General features: G+C 71.7%; 1 protein-coding gene. It reads left to right on the top strand.

What is annotated here, in order from left to right:
- Positions 1 to 33 precede the first annotated feature (33 nt).
- A complete protein-coding gene (locus WMF17_RS21450; RefSeq protein ID WP_437650990.1) occupies positions 34 to 17,175 on the top strand; it encodes an SDR family NAD(P)-dependent oxidoreductase in 17,142 nt (5,713 codons plus the stop codon).
- Positions 17,176 to 17,199: the final 24 nt, after the last annotated feature.

Below are 17,199 nucleotides of genomic sequence, written 5' to 3'. Positions count from 1 at the left end.
CCGCGGGACAGCGCAGCTCATCGAGGACCCTTCATGACGTTGCAGACGAGCCGCTTCAAGACACGGGTCAGCAAAGAAGACTACATGGTCCGGGATCACCTCGTCCACGGGGTCGAGATCCTGCCCGGCGTCTTCTTCCTGGACATGGTCTATCGCATGGCGGCGAGGATCGGCGTGCCGCCGGCCTCGATCGAGCTGCGGAGGTGCCTCTTCACGGAGGCGATCGCCGTCACGGACGAGGACGACAGGCAGGTCCAGGTCTCCTTCGAGCCGCGCCAGGGCGGGGGCGTCGTGTCGGTCGAGAGTCGCAGGATGCGCGGCTCTGCCGCGCTGGACGAGCGCTGGGATCACAACTTCACCTGCGAGCTCCACCTGACCGACGCGCCGCCGCCTGCGAGGGTGGCGCTCGATCGGCTGAAGGCGGCCTCGACGCGGGAGACCGACGCTGACGAGCTGTACGCCTTCGCCAGGAGCGTCGACATCGAGCACCGCGAGTTCATGAAGGCCGCCGGCCGGATCTACCGGGGCGATGGGTTCCTGCTGGCGGACATTCACCTCGGGCCCCTGGCACGGTCGTACCTGGGCGATTTTCACGTTCACCCGGTCTACCTCGATTTCGCCACGCTGACGCCGTTCTGCCTCCTCGACTTCTACGGCGCGCCCGGGGCCAAGACCCCGTTCATTCCCATCTATATCGACGCCTTCCGGGCCTTCGCGCCGCTCGGTGAGAGGTGCCATGTGCTCGTCGAGAAGAAGACGACGCAGGGGGCCTCCGCCGACATCCTGAGCAGCGATATCCACCTGCTCGACGAGGAGGGGAGCTGCCTCGTCACCGTCCGGAAATTCAGCGCCAAGCGGATACGGTCGCGGGACCTCATCACCGGGCTGAGGGCTCCCCGCGCCGAGAGCGAGCGGCCCGAGGGCGGCGCTCGGGCTTCGAAGCCGCCCGAGGGGCCGGCGGCCCCGACGGGCTCGGCGAGGGAGCTTGTGGAGGAGGCGCTGAAGGGCATCCTCGCCGGGCCGCTCCAGCTCTCTCCCGAGGCCATCGACGCTGGCAAGGGCTTCTACGAGCAGGGCCTCACGTCGGCGGATCTGCTGCAGATCGTGCGTGACCTGGAGTCGAGGTTCGGCTGGGAGATGTACCCGACCCTCTTGTTCGAGCACGCGACCGTCACCGAGCTCGCCGGGTACATCCTCGAGGAGATGGAGCGGCGCTCGCTCTCGCTGCCCTCTTCGGTCTCGCGACCTGCGCCTCCGTCGCTCCTCGTGGCGGAGGTCGTGACGGAGGCGCGCGACGCCGAGCCGCCCGCGAGCCCGGGGAGCGGGGCAGGGCGGCGACCGCCGTCCGGCGGCGTCGACGACGAGATCGCGATCATCGGCGTCGCCGGGCGTTTTCCGATGGCGCGGACCTTGAGCGAGCTCTGGGAGAACCTCCGGGCGGGGCGCGATTGCATCACCGAGGTCCCCCTCTCCCGGTGGGATCACCGCAGGTATTTCGACCCGGAGCGGGGGAAGCCGGGCAGGACCTACAGCAAGTGGGGCGGGTTCATCGAGGGCGCCGACGAGTTCGACCCCCTGTTCTTCAACATCTCGCCGCGCGAGGCCGAAATGATGGATCCCCAGGAGCGGCTGTTCCTGGAGATCGCCTGGGAGGCGCTGGAGGACGCCGGGTACACGCGCGAGCGCCTCGCCGCCGGCAAAGGCAATGACGTCGGCGTGTTCGCCGGCGTGATGTGGAGCGATTATCAGCTCTTCGGTCTGGAGGAGATCCTCCACGACAACCCGGTCGTGGCCGGCTCCTGGTTCTCGTCGATAGCCAACCGCGTCTCCTATTTCTTCAACTTCCAGGGCCCGAGCCTCCCGATCGACACCGCGTGCTCGTCGTCGCTGTACGCGATCCACCTCGCCTGCGAGAGCCTCAAGCGCGGCGAGTGCAGCGCCGCCCTGGCCGGCGGCGTGAACCTGTCGCTGCATCCGTCGAAATACATCAAGCTGAGCGAGCTGCAGATGCTGTCGAGCGACGGCAGGTGCAGGGCGTTCGGCAAGGGCGGCGACGGCTACGTGCCGGGGGAAGGGGTCGGCGCGGTCCTGCTGAAGCCGCTCGGGGCGGCGATCGCAGCCGGAGATCCCATCCATGCGGTCATCAAGGCGACCGCCGTCAATCACGGCGGGAGGACCAGCGGATTCTCCGTCCCCAGCCCGGATGCGCAGGCCCGTCTCATCGTCGCCGCGCTGGAGAAGGCTCGAGTGAGCCCCGAGACGCTGGGTTACATCGAGGCGCACGGGACGGGGACGTCGCTCGGCGATCCCATCGAGATCGCCGGCCTGACGAGCGCGTTCCGGCGCACGACATCGAAGCGCGGGTTCTGCGCCGTCGGGGCCATCAAGTCGAACATCGGCCACCTCGAGGCAGCGGCCGGCATGGCGGGGATCTCCAAGGTCCTCCTGTGCATGAAGCACAAGACCCTGGTGCCGTCGCTCCATGCGAAGGAGCTCAACCCGAGCATCGATTTCGCGAGCACCCCGTTCTTCGTTCCCCAGGAGGCCGCGCCCTGGGAGCGGCCGGCCGGCTCGGGCGCCGAGAGCCGGCGGCGCGCTGCGATCAGCTCCTTCGGGGCCGGAGGCGCCAATGCGCACGTGATCCTGGAGGAGTACGACGGCGCCGCCGCGCCCGACGCGGGCGCTCCGGAGGGCGCAGCGGAGATCATCGTGCTCTCGGCCAGAAACGAGGAGCGGCTCCGAGCGCAGGCGGGGCAGCTCCGGGACTTCCTCCGGGAGGGCGGCGGCGAGGCCGGCCTGCAGGACATCGCGCATACGCTGCTGGTGGGCAGGGAGGCGATGGAGGCGCGCCTCGCGGTGGTCGCCCGCGACACGAGCGGGCTCTGCCGCGCGCTCGACGACTACCTGGATCACAGGGAGAGCGACATTCCCACGTTCACCGGTCACGTCAAACGAGGCTCCCCGGGCACGGGGCGCGTGCCCGGACCGCGCGGCGATCTCCCGAGGCTCGCCGCCCTGTGGGTCGAGGGGGCGGCCGTTTCCTGGGACGAGATCGCGGGGAGCCGCCGCGCGAGGCGCATCTCGCTGCCCACGTATCCGTTCGCCCGGAAGCGCTGCTGGATCCAGCCATCGGCGAGCGCGCCCCCTCCTCCGGCGTCTCGGGCCCCTCTGGCGGACGGCGCGAGGGCGCCCGAGCGCCCCGCGCGCCTGCACCCCCTGCTCGACGCGAACGCGTCCACGCTGCGCGCGTCCCAGCTCACCAGGCGGTTCAGGCCCGACGACTCCTTCCTCGCCGATCACCTCGTCCGCAGCCGGCCCGTCCTGCCCGCCGCGGTCTATCTGGAGATGGCGCGGGCGGCCGGCGCGCTGGTCGGGGAGGCCGCGATCGACGCGATCGAGCAGGTCGTCTGGGCGAGCCCGCTCTGGGTCGAGGGGAGCCCCGTCGACACGACCGTCCGGATCGAGCCGCAGGGGGATCGCCTTGCGTTCGAGATCCACAGCGGCGCCGGGGATCAGGCGACCCTCCATGCGCGTGGCAAGCTCGTGCCGAGCCGCCGGGCGTCGGCGTCGGCGTCGGCCGAGGCCCGCGAGGCGTCGCCGATCGACATCGAGGCGATCCAGCGGCGCTGTCCGTCCTCGAAGGGCGCCGAGGACGTCTACGCGACGCTCGCTGCGCGGGGGCTCCGCTACGGCCCCCGCATGCGCCCGATCCGCGCGCTGTTCACCGGCCCCTCCGAGGTGCTCGCGGCGCTGGAGCTCCCCGAGCCCCTGTCACCCGGCGATGACGCCTATGTCCTGCACCCCGCCCTCCTCGACGGCGCCCTGCAGACCGTCGTCGGGCTCATCGGCGGCGAGGGAGAGGGCGACAGCGGCGATCTCCTGCTCCCGCACACCGTCGATGAGGTGAGGATCCTCGGCGTCGCGACCCGGCGCTGCCATGTCCATGCGGTCCGTGCCGCGGATCCGGGAGGCGCGTCTGGACGGCGCCACCGGTTCGATCTCGATCTGCTGGACGAGGCAGGGCGGCCTTTCGCCGTCCTCCGTGGGTTCGCGCTCGGAACGCAGAAGGGCAGGGCACAGGCCGCGCCGGATGCGCTCAAAGGAGCTCGCGATGGGCTGATCTTCTATGAGCCCGCATGGGAGCGCGCGCCGCTGCCGGCGTCGGCGCAAGCGGCGGAGGGCGCGCGCGGCGAGTGCTTGCTCCTGCTGCACGCGGGCGGGACGCAGGCCGATACGGCGCTCCGCCACGCCCAGGCGAGCGTGGGTGACGGCCGCGAGGTCGTCCTGGTCGAGCCGGGAGACGGCTACCACGTCATCGCGAGGAATCGAGCCCGGATCCGGCCGGCTCGGGACGAGGATATCCGGTCGCTGGTCTCGACGTTGAACGATCAAGGCCTCCGGATCCGAGGCGTCCTTCACCTGTGGAACGCTGCCGCGCCGTCGCCGGACTACGCTGACGCCGGCGGCGCGCTTCCCCTTGTGGAGGAGCAGCTGGAGAGAGGGCTCCATACCGTCTTTGCCCTCTGCCGTGTCCTTGCGACGCTCAAGGGTCGAGAGCGCCTCTCGGTGGTGTATGCCTACCCGGGGTCCGACGAACGGCCGCACGACGCGGCGCTCGGGGGTCTGGCGAAGAGCATCGTTCTCGAGGCCCCGAAGCTCGCCGTCAAGACGGTGCAGCTCGAGGGCGCGCCGCTCTCCTCGCAGGCGACGTGGGATCTGCTCCTCCGGGAGGTCGCTCTGCCGGAGTCGGCCGAGGTCCGCCATGGCGCCGAGGGGCGCCGCGTGAGGACGTTTGCACGGGTCGCGCGGGAGGCGTCTTCCGGCGGGCCCCCGTTCGTCCGCGACGGGGGCGTCTACTTGCTCTCGGGCGGCGCTGGCGCGCTCGCGTTGCTCTTCGCGAGGCACCTGGCCCAGCAGGCGAAGGTCGACTTCGTCCTGCTCGGCCGATCGCCGCTCGACGACGCCCGGCGCGCCGCGCTCGCAGAGATCGAGGCGATCGGCGCGGGCGTGCTCTACGTCCAGGGCGACGTCACCACGGCCGGAGATGTCCGGCGCGCGGTCGCGTCCGCCCTCGAGCGCCACGGAAAGCTGAATGGGGTCATCCACGCCGCGGGCGTGCTTGCGGACGCCATCGCGATCAACAAGCCGATCGCGTCGTTCGCGCGGGTGCTTGCGCCGAAGGTGCGCGGAACGCTCAACCTCGATGAGGCCACGAAGGAGCTGCCGCTCGACTTCATGATCTTGTTCTCGTCGGCGTCGGCCGTGCTGGGCAACGTCGGCCAGACCGACTACGCGGCGGGCAACCGGTTCATGGACTCGTTCGCTGCCCTCCGCGAGGAGCTTTGCGCGCGCGGGAAGAGGAGCGGGCGGACGCTCTCGATCAACTGGCCCCTCTGGCGAGAGGGCGGCATGAAGATCCCTGCCGGCGTCGAGGACCTGATCCTGCGGGACTCCGGGCTGCGGGTGCTCGACACGGACAGGGGCCTGCTCGGCTTCGCGGCGGCCGAGTCCTCCGGAGCGGCCCAGATCATGATCCTGGACGGCGACCCGGCGGCGGTCGAGCGCCGGATCCACCTCGGCCGCTTTGTCCCGGTGCATCCGCCTGCGCCGGTCGAGGCCGCTCGCGCTGTCGCCCCCGCTCGCGCTGCCTCGGAGGAGAGCCGCGATGACCTGCGCGCGGCGCAGGCGTGGACGGAGCAGCGCTTGACGGCCTTCTGTTCCGGCCTGCTCAAGGTTCCCGAGGGAGAGATCGATCCCGATACGGACTTCAGCGATTACGGCCTGGACTCGCTCATGGCGATCAAGCTGGTCAATCAGCTCGAAGAGCTGTGCGAATCGAGCGTGGATCCGAGCGTCGTCGCGGAGCACCCGAATGTCCGGGCGCTGGCGAGGTTCGCCGTCTCGATGGGCACGGTTCGCGTGGGCGGGGGGCCTGCGCCGCGCTCACCGGTGGCCGAGGAGCGCCCGGCCGGCCCGCGCGCCGCCGGCTCCGGCGCGCCGGAGCCTCGCTCCTCCACTCGCTCTTCCCCGGAGCGTGCGCCGCGAGGCGTCGTCCACGCGGTCGACTCCGGCGCAGGCCCGCGGCGCGTCGCCGTCGTCGCGATGGCGTGCCGGTTCCCGGGGTCCCCCACCGTCGAGGCGTTCTGGGACAACCTCATCTCCAGCAGACACCTGACTTCGCCCGTCCCCGCGGACCGCTGGGATGTCGCGAAGCATTACAGCAGCGACAAGGACGCTCCCAACAAGACCTACTCGCGGTGGGGTGGCTTCATCGACGGGGTCGATCGGTTCGACGCGGGCTTCTTCGGTATCCCGGAGCAGGACGCGGTGTGGATGGATCCGCAGCAGCGGATCGCCCTCGAGGCGGCCCAGGATCTCCTCGACCGCGCGGGCTATCGTCGAGACGAGGTCGACGGCACCCGCACCGGCGTCTTCCTGGGCGCCACCGCGAACGAGTACGTCAAGGGGCGCTACGCGCACCAGCGCTCGTCGACGCCCCACCTGCTGGCCAGCACCCTGCAGAACATGGTGGCTGCGCGGATCTCCAAGCTCTACAACCTGAAGGGGCCTTCGATCGTCGTCGATTCGGCGTGCTCCTCCTCGCTCGTGGCCATTCACCAGGCGTGCCGCGCGCTGCTCGGTGGGGAGTGCGAGCTGGCCATCGCGGGGGGCGTCTGGCTCCTGCTCGATCCGTTCACCCACATCGCCTTGAGCCAGGCGCGCCTGCTCTCGGACGACGGCGCCACGCGGGTGTTCGACCGGAACGCGAGCGGCTTCACGCTCGGGGAGGGCGTCGGGATGGTGCTCTTGAAGGAGCACGAGCGGGCCCTCCGCGACGGCGACCTCATCGTCGGGCACATCCTCGGCTCCGCCGTGAACAACGATGGTCGCACGATGGGCGCGGTCATGCCGAGCAAGGAGGCGCAGGTCGACGTCATCGAGCAGGCGCTCCGCGAAAGCGGCGTGTCCGCGGCGGACATCGGCTACCTCGAGACCCACGGGGCCGGGAACACCTTCGGGGATCCGATCGAGATCCACGCCGCCTCCGAGGTCTACCGGAGAGCCACGGATCGCCGCCAGTACTGCGGCGTCGGCTCGGTGAAATCCAACCTCGGCGCCCTGCTGCACGCGGGCGGCGTCGCATCGTTCGTCAAGGTGATGCTGGCGCTGCAACGGAAGCGCCTCCCGGCGACCCTCCACTGCGACGAGCCGCACGCCCGCTTCCAGTTCGAGGCGACGCCGTTCTACCCGGTCACGCGGGAGCGGGCGTGGGAGCCGCTCGGGGACAGGCGCCTCGCGGCGGTCTCCGCCTTCGGCTTCGGCGGCACGAACTGCCATATGATCGTCGGCGAGGCCGGGCGCGACGAGGACCGTGATGCGTTCGCGAGGCGCCCGCTGCGGCCGACCCGGCTCGAGCGGAAGCGGCTATGGCTCGAGATGCCGGGCGCGCTGCTCCAGGACGTCCCGACGGAGGCCGCTCCCCAGGAGGACGCGCCGACGCGGCAGAGCGCAGGCGCGGCCCCGCCCGAAGGCGGCGACGCCTTCGCGCTCGATGCCCTGGTGTCGTCGCTGCTATCGCTGGAGAGCCCGCCGCCGCGCGACAGGAGCTTCCTGGAGCTCGGGGCGTCGTCGAGCTGGCTCGTCGCGCTGAACGCGCGCCTGGAAGCCCAGCTCGGCGCGGCGCTGAGCCCCGCGATCCTGTTCGATCACCCCACCCTCGAGCGGCTCTCGGCCTACCTCGAGCGCGAGTTCCCGGGGCGGCTCGCGGGCGCGGCGCGACCCGGCGGCGAACGCCCGGGCGCCGCCCCGAGCGCCCCCGCGCCCGCTCCGGCGGCCGGCGAGCAGGACGATATCGCCGTCATCGGCATGGCAGGCCTGTTCGCAGGGTCGCCGGATCTGGAGACGTTCTGGATGAACCTGCTGGAGACGCGGCAGCTCGTCCGGGAGGTGCCCAGCAGCCGTTGGGAGCCCGCGCTCTGGTACGACGCCGATCCATCGAGGCCCAACAAGACCTCCTGCAAGTGGGGGAGCTTCCTCGACGACGTCGACGCGTTCGACGCCCCGTTCTTCAACGTCTCGCCGCGCGAGGCGGAGCGGATGGACCCGCAGCTCCGCCTGCTGCTTCAGGTCCTCTACGCCGCGGCGGAGGACGCGGGGCGCATCCGGACCCTCCGCGGCTCCCGGACAGGCGTGTTCGTCGGGGTGTGCTTCCGCGACTACGACACGGAGATGGTGCGGCGCGGGTGCGCCGTCGGCCCGCACGACGGCACCGGGAACGCCGCCACCATGATGGCCAATCGCCCGTCGTTCATGTTCGATCTGAAGGGCCCGAGCATGGCTGTCGATACGGCGTGCTCCTCCTCGCTGGTGGCCCTGCACACGGCCTGCAGGGCGCTGAGGAGCGACGAGTGCGAGATGGCCTTCGTCGGCGGCGTCAACCTCATCCTCAGCCCGAGGCACTACCTGCACTTCTCCGCCATGAAGGCGCTCTCTCCGACCGGTCGATCTCGCTCGTTCGACGCCGCGGCGGACGGGTATGTGCCTGGCGAAGCGGTGGCGGCCGTGCTCCTCAAGCCGCTCGCGAAGGCTGTCGCGGACGGCGACCCGATCCACGCCGTGATCAAGGGCTCCGCGACGGGTCACAGCGGCCGGACCGCGTCCGTGACGGCGCCCAGCGCGGCGACGCAGGCCGAGCTCATCGCGCGCGCGTGGCGAGATGCGCGGATCGATCCCGCGACGATCACCTACCTCGAGGCGCACGGGACGGGCACCCGGCTCGGCGATCCCATCGAGGTAGAGGGCCTCAAGATGGCCTTTCGACCGCACGCGCCTCCAGCGCGCTCCTGCGCCCTGGGGTCGAGCAAGGCGCATCTCGGCCACACCGAAGCGGCGGCCGGGATCACCGGCGTCATCAAGGTCATCCTGTCGATGAAGCACGGCATGATCCCGGCCATGCCGACCTTCCAGCGGCTGAGCCCGGCCATCCGGCTCGACGCGAGCCCGCTGTACATCAACGAGGGGCCGATACCCTGGCCGCGATCCGCCGGAGCGCCGCGCAGGGCCGGCGTCAGCTCGTTCGGGTTCGGCGGCGCCGGCGCGCACGTCGTGATCGAGGAGCGCGTGCGTGAGGGGGCGACCGGGGAGACCCATGGCGCGCTCGTCTTCCCGTTCTCTGCGCGGGACGAGGGGCGCCTGCGGGAGGTCGCCCGGCGGATGCTGCATTTCGTGGCGCGCGACCAGTCCGCGAGCCTGCCGGACATCGCGCACACGCTGCAGGTAGGGCGCGAGGAGATGGATGCTCGTCTGGCCATCACCGCCGCGTCGCGCGACGAGCTCGCGCGCGCCCTGGAGGCCTTCCTCGCGGCTCGGGGCGATGCCCCCAACCTCTTCACCGGCAGCGCCAGCGCGCCGGGGGAAGCCGCGGGCGCGCTGGCGTCGGAGGGAGACGGTCCGGCCGCGGTCGCGAGGCGCTGGGTTCGCGGCGAGCAGGTCGCCTGGCCCCGCGCGACGGCCACAGGGCAGCGAACCACGGTATCCCTGCCGACCTACCCGTTCGACAAGGAGCGTTACTGGCTGCCCGAGGACGCCGCCGAACCGCCCCCCGCGCCGGCTCTGCGACCCGACGCCGGAGAGGTCGAGCCACCGCCGACGTTGAGCTACTTCGAGCCGGTCTGGGGGCGCTCACCCGGCGTCGCGCCGGCCAGCGCGCCGCTTTCGAGGCGCGGCGTCCTCCTCATTCCGGATCACGGGCTCGACGGCGGGCACCTCCTCTCGGCGCTGCGCGCCGCCTCGGGTGCGCTGCCCCCGGCCGTTGTCGCGCAGCCCGGGGCGGGTTTTCGCGCGATGGGGGGCGGGGTCTTCGAGGTCCTCCCCGGGCGCGCGGCCGATTACGAAGCGCTCCTCTCGGCGGTCGCGGCGCAGGGCCTCCAGATCGACAGCGTCGTCGTCCTGCGAGCCGCGGGGTCACGGGATCGAGCGCCGGCGAAAGGCGCGCTCGACGAGGCGCTCGGCGCCGAGCTGCCGGCGCTCTTCGAGCTGGCGAAGGCCCTGATCGCCTCGCCGCACGTCGAGCGCGCGCGCGTTCTGTACGTGTGCGCCGAGGAGCCCGAGGCAGCGCTCGCCCACCGCGAGGCGGTCGCCGGTTTCGGGCGCTCGTTCATGAGCCTTGACCGTCGCTTCACGTTCCAGCTCGTCCGCGTCGCCGACGCCGGCGACGGCGCTGAGCGGCTTGTCGAGCGGGCGTTGACCGAGCTCCGCGTCGCCGACCCCCTCCCGCCGGTCGAGGTCCGCTACGACGCCGCTGGAGAGCGGTGGACGCAGCGCATCGCCGAGGTAACGCCTCTCGGCGCGGGCGACGGGCAGGCGGCGGCGTTCCAGCAGGGAGGCGTCTACCTCATCACCGGGGGCGTCGGCGGCGTCGGCGGCCTCCTCGCAGAGCACCTCGCGGCGCGCTGCCGCGCGAGGCTCGTGCTCCTCGGGCGATCGCCGCTCGGTGCCGCAACGGAGGCTCGCCTCGACCGGCTCGGGGCGCTCGGCGCGGATGCCGTCTACCTCCAGGCCGACGTGACCAGCCCGGGAGACGTGAATCGGTGCGTGGCCTACGCCAAAGCCCGATTTTCGCGCCTCGACGGCCTCATCCACGCGGCCGGCTCGCTGAGCGAAGGATCCATCCTTCAGAAGGGGAAAGCAGAGATCGATCGGATCTTGAGCCCCAAGGTGCGCGGCACGCTCGTCCTCGACGAGGCGACGAGGGACGAGCCGCTGGAGCTCTTCGTCCTGCTCTCCTCGCTCTCCTCGCTGCTCGGGACAGCCACGCTCCCGGACTACGCCGCTGCGAACCGCTTCCTCGACGGGTTCGCGCGCTTCCGCGAGTCGCTCCGGACCCGCGGGCTCCGGCGCGGGCAGACGCTCGCGATCAACTATCCTTACTGGAAGGAAGGCGGCATGCGCATGTCCGCCGAGACAGAGGCGCTCATCGCCGGCGCCACGGGCATGTCCCCGCTCCCCACGGTGGAAGGCCTCGAGGCCCTCGAGGTCGGGTTGCGCCTTGCTCGCTCCCGCGGGTCGGCGCAGGTCCTCGTCGCGTTCGGGGACGCAGCCAGGATCAAGAGGACCCTGGGGGTGGCCGAGGGCGCGCCCAGCGCGACGCCCGCGCCTGCGCGTGGAGGGTGGGACCGGGAGATCGAGGGGCAGCTCGCATCGGACCTGTCCGAGCTCGCGGTCTCCACGCTGAAGCTCAAGAAGGCCGTGGAGCCGGGGGCCGATCTGGGGAAGCTCGGCTTCGAGTCGATCACCATCTCCGAGTTCGCGGAGGCGGTGAGCTCGCGGTACGGCGTCGCGGTCTCGCCGGCGGTGTTCTACGAGCATCCGACCCTCGAGAGCTACGCGCGCCACCTGCTCTCCCGCTACCCGGAGCAGGTCCGCCGGCGCTGCGGCGCGGGCGAGGCCGGCGCCGGGACCACAACGCCCCTCCCTGGACCGGAGCTGAACGGGACGGCGTCCGGGAGGGCGGGAGAGCCTTCGGGGGCGCTCGCATCGCCCCCGCCTCGCTCCGTGGCTCGACCTGCGTCCCCGGGCGGATCCAGGGAGATCGCGATCGTCGGGATCGCCGGCGTCTTCCCCGGCTCCCCGGATCTGCGGAGCTTCTGGGAGAACCTCGAAGCGGAGAGGGATCTCGTGACCGGGGTCCCCGAACAGCGCTTCTCCACCGAGGGGATCGCCTGTCCGAGCGGCGGCTTCATCGCCGACGTGGAGCGCTTCGATCCGCTGTTCTTCAACCTCTCTCCCAGCGAGGCCGACCTCATGGATCCCCAGCAGCGGGTGCTCCTCGAGGTCGTATGGCACGCCATCGAGGACGCCGGTCGTTCGCCCCGGGATCTCTCGCGGGCGCAGGTCGGCGTGTTCGTCGGCGTATCGAACGTGGACTATGCGGACGTGCTGGCGGCGGCCGGCAAGCAGGCCGAGGCCCACGTGACCACGGGGCTCTCCACGGCGATGGTGGCCAACCGGATCTCCTACGTCCTCGGGCTCACCGGGCCGAGCGAATCGGTCGACACCGGCTGCTCCAGCTCGCTCGTGGCCCTTCACCGCGCGGCCACGGCCATCCAGGTCGGCGACTGCGATGCCGCGATCGTCGCCGGCGTGAACCTGCTCCTCAGCGCGAGGCCGTTCATCGCCTGCGGCAAGGCAGGCATGCTGTCGGCCGACGGCCGATGCAAGACGTTCGATCGCGCCGCGAACGGCTACGTTCGAGGCGAGGGCGCGGGCGCGATCCTGATGAAGCCGCTCTCCAGCGCCCTGGCGGACGGCGATCCCATCCATGCTATTCTACGGGGGACAGGCGTCAACCACGGCGGCCGCGCCCAGGGGCTCACCGTCCCGAACCCCTCCGCGCAGGCCGAGCTGCTGAGCTCCGTCTATCGCCGGGCGCAGGTGGATCCCTCCACCCTCGGGTACATCGAGGCCCACGGCACGGGCACCCCGCTCGGAGATCCCATCGAGGTGAACGGCCTCAAGAAGGCGTTCGAGCGCGCCGAGGGGGCAGGGGCGCGGAGCGGCGGCGCGCGTTGCGGCCTGGGCACGGTCAAGACCAGCATCGGTCACCTCGAGTCGGCCGCGGGCATCGCCGGCCTGCTCAAGGTCGTCCTTGCGCTGAAGCACGCGAAGCTGCCGGGGAATCTCCATTTCGACCAGCTGAATCCGCACATCGAGCTGGAGGACACGCCCTTCTACATCGTCCATCGCACGCAGCCCTGGGAGCCGCTGGCGGGCGAGCACGGCGCGCCCCTCCCGAGGCGGGCCGGCGTGAGCTCGTTCGGGTTCGGCGGCGTCAACGCCCATGCCGTGCTGGAAGAGTTTCCGGACCGGGAAGAGCCCGCCGCCGAGCCGCGCGGCGCCGACCTGCGCGAGATCGTCGTGCTGTCGGCCCGCAGCGGCGAGCGGCTCCAGGAGGTCGCGAGGCGCCTGTCGAGCTACCTTGACGAGAGCGAGGCGCGGCGCAGCGGGGGAGCCGCCGCGCCTCGAAGCGCAGCCGGCCGCGCGCCGTGCCTGCGAGATATCGCGTACACGCTGCAGGTCGGGCGCAGCGAGATGGAGCACCGGCTCGCCGTGGTGGCGAGCTCCATCGAGGAGCTGCGGTCCGGGCTCCGGGATTTCCTTGCCGGATCGAAGAACGGTCGCGTCGTGGCCGGCGCGGCGGGTCAGCCGAGCCACGCCGCGCGCGTCCTCGGCGAGAGCGAGGAGGGCAGCGGTCTCGTCCAGGCGTTGCTGGAGAAAGGTCGCGCCCTCGACGTGGCCCGGCTCTGGGTCGAGGGCATCGCCGTCCCCTGGAGCGCGCTCCAGCGCCCCGGCGGCCGGCGGCGCATCTCGCTCCCGGCGTATCCGTTCACCCGCATGCGGTGCTGGGCAGACCCTCTCCCGTCGAGCCGGGGAGGCGCCGCGCTGGCGGGCCAAGGCAGCGCGGAGGGCGCGTCACCGCTCGATCCCGTGACGCCACGCATGGCGCAGTACGTCGCGTCGAAGCCGTACGACGCCCGCGAGGTGAGCGCGGCCCTCGGGCGCGTCAACGCCGTCGGCCATCGCCTGCTCCTGCGCGCGCTCGGCGCCATGGGCCTGTGGGCGGAGGGGCGCGAGCCTCCGCCGCGCGGCTCGCTCCAGCGTGAGCTGGGCATCCTCCCCGCGCACCGCCGGCTCTTCGACGCGGCGATCGCGATGCTGGAGCGGGAGGGGCTCATCGAGGATCGGGGAGGTCGGCTCGCGATGACGCCCGCGGGCTCCTCGCTGGCGAGCTCGGCTGAATCCCAGGAACGATTGCGCCGGGAGCGCCCGGAGGTGGGACCCATCGTCGATCTGCTCACGGCCTGTGTCCCGGCGCTGCCGGACGTCTTGACCGGCCGCAAGCAGGCGATGGATGTGCTGTTCCCAGGCGGCGACAAGACCCTCGTGGAGCGGGTCTACACAGGGAACCTCATCTCCGATTACTACAACGACCTTGTCGGTCATGCCGTCAGCGTGCTCGTGGAGCAGCGGCTGGCAGGCGCGCCGGGCGCGATCGTGAAGGTCCTCGAGGTCGGGGCCGGGACCGGGGGCACGACCCGCTTCGTGCTCGATCGCCTGCGCCCGGAGGGGCAGCGCGTCTCTTACCATTACACCGACGTCTCTGCCGCCTTCACGCGCTACGGGGAGCGGAGCTTCCAGGGCGCGCTCCCGGACATCGTCTTTCGAACGCTCGACGTCGAGCGGGATCCCGCCGCTCAAGGCTTCGGAGAGGAGGCGTTCGACGTCGTCCTCGCGACGAACGTCCTTCACGCCACAAAGGACGTCCTGAGCACGCTGCGCGCGCTGCACACGCTGCTCGGGCCGCGGGGGGTCCTGGTCATCAACGAGCTGACGCGCGAGCAGGATTTCACGACATTGACCTTCGGCCTGACGAAAGGGTGGTGGTTGTTCGAGGACGGCGCGCGGCGCCTCCCCCACTCGCCGCTCCTCCGCTTCACGCAATGGCGGACGGCGCTCCGGGAAGCCGGTTTCCCGCTCGTACGCGGCTTCGGGGCGCCGCGCGTGTCCGAGGAGCAGCTGGAGCAGAGCGTGCTGCTCTGCGAGCGCGGCGCGGCTGATCCGAAGGGGCTCGTGCGCGCCGCGCCGGTCCTCGCTGCGGCGCAGAACGGCGCTGCTGCCGGCCTCCTCGCCGCGGCCGCCGCGCCTGTCCCGGCGCCGGCGCCGGACGCGCCCGGGCACGCGCACCCGGGCGCGCGCCTCCAGGCCTACTTGATCGACCTCTTCGCGGAGATGCTCAGGATCCCCCGCGACGAGATCGACGTGGCGTCGACCTTCGAGCGGTACGGGGTCGACTCGATGAGCTCGGTGGAGCTCGTCAAGCGGCTGGAGAGCCACTTCGGCGCGCTCTCGAAGACGCTGCTCTTCGAGTGCATCACCATCGAGTCGCTCGCCCGGCACCTGCTCGACGGCCGCCCGCGCGAGTGCGCGGCCCTGTTCCAGCAGGCCGACGGGGGCGCCTCGATCCCGCGCGCGTCCTCCGGCGAGGCCCTGCCGGCGAGGCGGCAGGAGGCCCCTGCCGGCGCGATCGCCGTCACCGGGGCGAGGCCGCCGGAGGCCCTCGCCGGCGCGATCGCCATCATCGGCCTCGGCGGGGTCTTCCCCGGATCCCCTGATCCGGAGGCCCTGTGGCGCAACCTCCGCGACGGCAACGATCTCATCACCACCGTCCCGGAGGACCGGTTCGACTGGCGCGCGATCTTCGGCGACCCCGGCCGCGATCCGGGCAAGACCAACACGCGCTGGGGCGGGTTCATCGACGGCGTGGACCGGTTCGATCCGCTGTTCTTCAACATCTCGCCGGCGGAAGCCGAGCTGATGGATCCGCAGCAGCGCGTCTTTCTGCAGATCGTCTGGAAGACCCTCGAAGACGCCGGCTACCGCGCGTCGGAGCTCCGGGGGAGCCGCACGGGCGTCTTCGTCGGGGTGTCGTCCTTCGACTACCACGAGATCATCCAGCGCGCGCGGCGGACCCACGAGCCCTACTCTCCGAGCGGCCTTTCGCACGCCGTCCTCGCCAATCGGATCTCGTACCTGCTCGATCTCCGCGGCCCGAGCGAGCCGGTCGATACGGCGTGCTCGAGCTCGCTGGTCGCGCTGCATCGCGCGGTCCGGTCGCTGCAGGCCGGGGACTGCGACCTGGCGATCGCGGGCGGCGTCAACCTGCTGCTCACGCCGGAGCTGTTCGTCGCCTTCGGTCAGAGCGGGTTCATGTCCTCCGTGGGCCGGTGCATGGCCTTCGACCATCGGGCCGACGGCTACGTGCGCGGCGAGGGGGCGGGCGCCGTGCTCCTGAAGCCGCTGGCCAGGGCGCTCGACGACCGCGACTGCATCCACGCGGTCATCCGGGGGGTCGGCGTGAACCACGGCGGCAGGGTGCAGTCGATGACCGTCCCCAACCCGAACGCCCAGGCGGATCTCATCGCCTCCGTGCTCGCCAGGGCGGGCGTCGAGCCGGAGACGGTGAGCTACGTCGAGGCGCACGGGACGGGGACGAGCCTCGGCGATCCCATCGAGATCAACGGCTTGAAGGCGGCCTTCGCGCAGCTGGGCAAGGCGCGGAGCCGTCCTGTCGAGACGACCGCGACCTGCGGTGTCGGATCGGTGAAGTCGAACATCGGGCACCTCGAGGCCGCGGCCGGCATCGCCGGGCTCATCAAGGTGGTGCTCGCCATGCGTCACCGCGCGTTGCCGCCGAGCATCCACCTGGAGAGGTTGAACCCGTTCCTCCAGCTGGACGAGACGCCGTTCTACATCGTGGACCGGACGGTGCCCTGGGACCGGAGGATCGATCCGAGCGGCGCCGTGGTCCCTCGGAGGGCGGGGGTCAGCTCGTTCGGCTTCGGCGGAGCGAACGCGCACGTGCTCCTGGAGGAGCACATCGAGCCGGAGATACGCGGAGGCTCGCCCCTCGCCGCGGGTGAGCCGCGCGAGGGCGAGGCGATCGCGTCCCGCCATGAGGTGATCCCGCTGTCTGCGAAGAGCGGTGACCGGCTGCGCGCCTATGTGGAGGAGCTCCTTGAGCAGCTCTCCCGCGAGGAGGCGGCCGGCGGTGGCCCCTCGCTGGCGGACATCGCCTACACCTTCCAGGTCGGGAGGGAGCCGATGCCCTTCCGCGTGGCCATCGTGGCTCGCAGCAGGCCCGAGCTCCTCCGCAGGTGCAGAGGGTACCTGAGCGGCGAGCCCGCCGGCGCCCATGTCGCGACGGGAGAGCTCAGCCTCCTGCGCGGCGGCGGTGGGGCGCTGGACGCCCACGAGGGGGAGGCGTCCCCTGAAGCTGAAGCTCCCCCTCGGGACGAGGAAGCGTGCGTTCGCCTGGCGAGGCGCTGGGTCGCCGGGGGCGCCGTCCCCTGGGGCTCGCTCTACCCGCCGGGTACGCGGAGGCGCGTGCCGATGGTCACCTATCCGTTCGCGCGGGAGCGCTGCTGGGCGATCGAGCCCGAGGACAGCGCGCCGGCGCCGGATCCGGGCGTGACGAACGGCCCGCGTCGGTCGAACGGCGCGCGCCTCGAGGGGTGGCGCGAGCTGCTGCTGGATCTGAAGGAAGGCAGGCGATCGGTCGATGACGTGGATCGCCTGCTCGGCTTCGAGGGGGCCTGTGAGACGAGGAGCCCAGCGTGACGGGCCTGCCAATCGGCGCTGGGG

Source organism: Sorangium sp. So ce362 (assembly GCF_051519845.1).
In the GTDB taxonomy this organism is placed as follows: domain Bacteria; phylum Myxococcota_A; class Polyangia; order Polyangiales; family Polyangiaceae; genus Sorangium.
This window is presented reverse-complemented; position numbering and strand designations above follow the sequence as displayed.

What these genes read in the sequence shown, in the direction of transcription:
- WMF17_RS21450 (WP_437650990.1), top strand. Translation starts at nt 34, where the DNA reads ATGACGTTGCAGACGAGCCGCTTCAAGACACGGGTCAGCAAAGAAGAC.